Below are 605 nucleotides of genomic sequence, written 5' to 3' on the forward strand. Positions count from 1 at the left end.
CTGGGCCGGCGTTGCGATGCGACGCTGCGGGTGGCGGCGCTTCGCGGTGTCGATCTGCCGGGGGTGCGCGTGGACCGGCGCCAGCGGACCGAGGCCGGGCGGCTGGCCGCGCAGCTGCGCGAGGCCATGGACCTGCCGGGCACCGCCGGCGAGGACGCGGATCTCGCCACGCAGGCCGGCACCGCGCTCCGCGCCGCCGCGGTGGCGATGCCGGAGCTGGTGCACGTGCGCCGCACCAAACGTCGGGAAGCACTGGCGAACGGGCAGGGCGAGGCGTTCCCGGTTGGCGACAGCCTGTTCGGCGAGGAGGACGAGGCCGCGCTGGTCCTCGACGATCACAGTGTCCCCGGCCGTCGCGGCACGCGGCAGAACGTCACCCTGGCCACCTGCCTGTCGCCGTTGCCGCTGGATGCGCTCCCTGAGCTGGGGATCACGGAGACCCGTCCCGGGCCTGCCGCGCTGGAGGACGACGCCCTGGTGGGTACGGTGGTCCACCATTATGCCGAGCGCACCATCCGCGAGGACCGCGAGGTCCTGACCGGCCCGGCGGCCCGGCGGGCCGCGGCCTCGCTGATCCTGGAAGACCGGCTGCTCGCCCCGGCGGG

Annotated in this window: 1 pseudogene; it reads left to right on the forward strand. The window is 75.7% G+C overall.

The annotated features are described in order from the left end of the window. Positions 1-605, forward strand: a pseudogene (locus G7A99_RS23750) (ATP-dependent RNA helicase); the annotation flags it as partial.

The sequence above is a fragment of the Arhodomonas sp. KWT genome, from assembly GCF_010993615.1.